The sequence below is a fragment of the Actinomadura sp. KC345 genome, assembly GCF_004348515.1.
In the GTDB taxonomy this organism is placed as follows: Bacteria; Actinomycetota; Actinomycetes; order Streptosporangiales; family Streptosporangiaceae; genus Spirillospora.
On sequence record NZ_SMKH01000457.1, the window covers coordinates 1 to 4,343 of the forward strand.

At 71.9% G+C, this 4,343-nt stretch carries 3 protein-coding genes; 2 read left to right on the forward strand and 1 reads right to left on the reverse strand.

The window, feature by feature from the left end:
* Window positions 1-46: 46 nt before the first annotated feature.
* Window positions 47-1,198 carry a histidine kinase gene (locus E1281_RS37980; protein WP_131884539.1) on the forward strand — a complete coding sequence of 384 codons (1,152 nt, stop codon included), beginning with the start codon at window positions 47-49 and terminating at the stop codon, window positions 1,196-1,198.
* A gap of 101 nt (window positions 1,199-1,299) precedes the next feature.
* Window positions 1,300-3,429 (forward strand): excinuclease ABC subunit UvrB, encoded by a 2,130-nt coding sequence (gene uvrB, locus E1281_RS37985; protein ID WP_131884540.1) that lies wholly within the window; start codon window positions 1,300-1,302, stop codon window positions 3,427-3,429.
* A gap of 38 nt (window positions 3,430-3,467) precedes the next feature.
* On the opposite strand, the gene E1281_RS42385 is transcribed toward uvrB, so the two are convergent.
* On the reverse strand, window positions 3,468-4,304 hold the full coding sequence (locus E1281_RS42385) for a GNAT family N-acetyltransferase (RefSeq protein ID WP_131884541.1): 837 nt from the start codon (window positions 4,302-4,304) through the stop codon (window positions 3,468-3,470).
* Window positions 4,305-4,343: the final 39 nt, after the last annotated feature.

A 4,343-nucleotide genomic window follows, 5' to 3' on the forward strand; every position in this document is an offset into this window, starting at 1 on the left:
CCACCGGTCCGACCTTGGCTTGCCGCCGCCGCTATAGGCTCATCGCATGCGCGTACGGGGCTGGTGGTCGTCGGCGTGGCCGACGCGGCGGTCACGTGCCCTCGACGTCTTCATCGCCCTGGTCGTCGCCGCCGGCGACGGCGCGCTCCTGTGGTTCGTCGATCAGCAGTTCTGGCTGCCGCCGCCCGTCACGTCGGCGTGCAGCGTCGTCCTCGGCCTGGCGGTCGTCGTGCGGCGCATCCATCCGGTGGGTCTCGCGCTGTTCCTGCTGATCTTCGGCACGGCCACCGGCGCGGGCGCGTTCTCCGCGCTCGTCATCCTGTACTCGCTCGCCGCCTACACCGCGTCCCGCTGGACGGTGGTGACCCTCGCGGTCCTCGGCTACATCGCCTCGCTCGTCGTCACCGCGCCGACCTCGGCGACGGACCCCTTCGTCGCGCAGGCCATCTTCGGTGTCGCGTTCGTCGCCGTCCCGGTCCTGCTCGGCCTCTACATGGGCGCGCGCAAGCAACTCCTCGCGTCCCTCCAGGAACGCACCACCCGGCTCGAACGGGAACAGCACCTCCTCGCGGAGCGTGCGCGGGGGGAGGAGCGGACCCGCATCGCCCGTGAGATGCACGACGTGGTCGCCAACAGGATCAGCGTCATGGTCGTGCACTCGGGGGCGCTCAAGGCGACCGCCGTCCGCGACCCGGTGCGGGCCGCCGAGACCGCCGGCGTCATCGGGGACATGGGGCGCCAGGCCCTGGAGGAGCTCCGCCAGGTCATCGGGGTCCTCCGGCGGGGCGAGGAGGCCCTGCCCCAGGAGGCGGTGAACCTCGTCCATGTCCGCGAGCTCGTCGAGCAGTCCGGGGCCGCCGGGCTGCGGGTCGACCTGTCGATCCGCGGCGACGAGCGTCCCATGCCCGTCGCCGTGGGCCGGACGGTCTACCGCCTCGTCCAGGAGGCGCTCACCAACGTCCACAAGCACGCGGGGGCCGCGGACACCCGCGTCCGCCTCGGCCTCCTGCCCGGGTCGGTCGAGGTGGAGATCGTCAACGACCCTCCCTCGGCCCGCGCCGACCACCGGCTGCCGAGCGGCGGGAACGGCCTGGTCGGCCTCCGCGAGCGCGTGACGGCCCTCGGCGGCACCTTCGAGGCCGGTCCCCGCGGGGGCGGCTACGCCGTCCAGGCCAAGATCCCGCTGCCGGCCTCCTGATCGGGCTCCGGGCTTTCCGGCCTGCGTGAATACCGAATGTCCGAGCCGCTGCATACAGTGGCAGGGCAGGGGTGAACGCTGGACCATGGGGAGAGGCGACAATGCGGCCGATCACTGATCTGCGGCGCCGCGTGGCGCCGTTCGAGGTCGTCACGGAGATGACGCCGTCGGGCGACCAGCCGGCGGCGATCGCCGACCTGGCCGCCCGCATCGAGGGCGGCGACAAGGACAGCGTCCTGCTCGGCGCCACCGGCACGGGCAAGACCGCCACGATCGCGTGGCTGGTGGAGAAGGTGCAGCGGCCCGTCCTGGTCATGCAGCCGAACAAGACCCTGGCCGCCCAGTTCGCCAACGAGCTGCGCGAGATGCTGCCGCACAACGCCGTCGAGTACTTCGTCTCCTACTACGACTACTACCAGCCCGAGGCGTACATCCCGCAGACCGACACCTACATCGAGAAGGACTCCTCGATCAACGACGAGGTCGACCGGCTCCGGCACTCGGCGACCAACTCGCTGCTGACCCGCCGCGACACGGTCGTCGTCGCCTCCGTCTCCTGCATCTACGGCCTCGGCACCCCGCAGGAGTACGTCGACCGCATGGTGCGCCTCAGCGTCGGCCAGGAGATCGACCGCGACGACCTGCTCCGGCAGCTCGTCGGCATGCAGTACACCCGCAACGACCTCGCGTTCACCCGCGGCACGTTCCGCGTCCGCGGCGACACCATCGAGATCATCCCGCAGTACGAGGAGCTCGCCGTCCGCATCGAGATGTTCGGCGACGAGATCGAGAAGCTCGCCACCCTGCATCCCCTCACCGGCGAGCTGATCACCGAGGACGAGGAGCTGTACGTCTTCCCCGCCTCCCACTACGTCGCCGGGCCCGAGCGGATGGAGCGGGCCATCCGCGACATCGAGGCCGAGCTGGAGGACGTCCTCGCCGTGATGGACCGGCAGGGCAAGATGCTGGAGGCGCAGCGCCTGCGCATGCGCACCGCCTACGACATCGAGATGATGCGGCAGGTCGGCACCTGCTCCGGCATCGAGAACTACTCCCGGCACATCGACGGCCGCGACGCCGGCAGCGCCCCCAACACCCTGCTGGACTACTTCCCCGAGGACTTCATCCTCGTCGTCGACGAGTCGCACCAGACCGTCCCGCAGATCGGCGCCATGTACGAGGGCGACGCCTCGCGCAAGCGGATGCTGGTCGAGCACGGGTTCCGGCTGCCGTCCGCGATGGACAACCGGCCGCTCAAGTGGGAGGAGTTCCTCGACCGCATCGGCCAGACCGTCTACCTCTCCGCGACCCCCGGCTCGTACGAGATGAACCGCGTCAAGGGAGACGTCGTCGAGCAGGTCATCCGCCCGACGGGCCTGATCGACCCCGAGGTCGTCGTCAAGCCCACCAAGGGCCAGATCGACGACCTCATCCACGAGATCCGCGAGCGCACCGAACGCGACGAGCGCGTCCTGGTCACCACCCTCACCAAGAAGATGGCCGAGGACCTCACCGACTACCTCCTCGAACTCGGCATCCAGGTCCGCTACCTGCACAGCGAGGTCGACACACTGCGCCGGATCGAGCTGCTCCGGGAACTGCGCGCCGGCGAGTTCGACGTCCTGGTCGGCATCAACCTCCTGCGGGAGGGCCTCGACCTGCCCGAAGTGTCCCTCGTCGCGATCCTGGACGCCGACAAGGAGGGCTTCCTGCGCTCCGAGACGTCCCTCATCCAGACGATCGGCCGCGCCGCCCGCAACGTGTCCGGCCAGGTCCACATGTACGCCGACACGGTCACGCCGTCGATGGAGCGCGCGATCGACGAGACCAACCGCCGCCGCGCCAAGCAGCGGGCCTACAACGAGGAGCACGGCATCGAGCCGCAGGCGCTGCGCAAGCGCATCGCCGACATCCTCGACTCCCTCGCCCGCGAGGAGGCCGACACCGAGACGCTCATCGGCGGCGCCGGCCGCCAGCAGAGCCGCGGCAAGGCCCCCGTCCCCGGCCTGGCCTCCCGGACGTCGTCCCGCACGGGCGAGGTCGGCAGGCACGCCGCGGACCTGGTCGGCGAACGGCCCCGTGAGGAGCTGGAGGCCCTCATCGAGCAGATGACGGCCCAGATGCACCAGGCCGCCGCCGACCTCCAGTTCGAGCTGGCCGCCCGCCTCCGCGACGAGACCAAGGAGCTCAAGCGGGAGCTGCGCGACATGAAGGAGGCCGGCGTCAGGTAGCCGCGGCCCCCGTCCGCGGGCCGCGGTGGCGGGCCGGGTCAGCCGAAGACGAGCATGACGCGGTCCTCCACCGGCCGGTAGCCGATCCGCTGGTACACGGCGTTGCTCGTCGGGTTGGCGAGATCGGTGAACAGCACGACGTCGGTGGCGCCCGCGTCCATCGCGGCCCTGCTGGCCTCCGCCGTGACCGCCGCCCCGTACCCGCGGCGGCGGTGCCCGTCCGGGGTGTACACGGCCGAGATCCGGGACATCCCCGCGACGACCGGCGACCACCCCGCCATCGCCACCGGCCGCCCGCCGGCCTCCCACAGCGCGATGCGGCCCGCCGCGAGCCTGCCGTCCAGGACGGCCGGGTTCACCGCACCGTGGTCGCCGGCGTCCCGGGAGAACGCGGCCGACCATTCGAGCATCAGCGCCCGGTCGTCCCGGCCCGCCGCCCGTGCGGTGCCCTCCGGCGGCGGATCGGGTGCCTCCAGCCCGCCCAGCCGGTAGAGCCGCTGCCGCATCGTCACGCGGGGCGCCGCGCCCGTCCGCCGCGTCCACGCCTCCGCGAAGGCTTCCGTGGCGGCGAGCGAACCGCTCGCCCCGCCCGCCGCCGGATCCCGTTCCGCCAGCGCGTCCGCCAGTTGCCGCGCCGCCCGTTCCGGCATGGCGCTGAGCAGCGGCGGATACCCGGCGGTCCGGACGACCGCCCCTTCGACGGCTCCGCCCGGCGACCACCATCCGAACAGCACGTCCTCGTAGACGCCGGGCCCGTGCTCGCGCAGGTTCTCGGTGACGGTCAGCGCCACGGTGTTCCGGACGGGATCGTCCCGCAGGAACCCGCCCGCCACCGCCAGGAACTCGTCAAGATCATCGCTCAGTGTCCAGTCCATGTCCGATCATGACCCCGCCCGGCCCGCGCCCGCACCCCG